The following is a 240-nucleotide window of genomic DNA, read 5'->3' as shown; positions in this document are numbered from 1 at the left end:
CCAAAGATTGGGACGACGAGGACCGCGTCGAACTCGCCCGCGCGATTCGCCAGCGGACCAAGCCAATCGTCCTCGTCGCCAACAAGGTCGACATCGCGCCCCCGGCAAACCTCGAACGACTCGCCGAGACCGGAAAGCCCGTCATCGCCGCGACCGCGGACGGCGAACTCGCGCTCCGGCGGGCCCGCGAGGCGGGCATCATCGACTACCACCCCGGCGACGACGACTTCGAACTCGTCG

General features: G+C 68.8%; 1 protein-coding gene. It reads left to right on the top strand.

All coding sequences use genetic code 11. The features are described 5' to 3' along the window. Positions 1-240, top strand: a 240-nt coding sequence (ychF, locus tag HKX41_13165) for a redox-regulated ATPase YchF (protein NNC25084.1), incomplete at both ends; no start/stop codon positions are given.

Source organism: Salifodinibacter halophilus (assembly GCA_012999515.1).
Classification (GTDB): Bacteria; Pseudomonadota; Gammaproteobacteria; order Nevskiales; family Salinisphaeraceae; genus Salifodinibacter; species Salifodinibacter halophilus.
The sequence above is the reverse complement of the archived record's forward strand: the minus strand, read 5'-3'. Positions and strand labels throughout refer to the sequence as shown.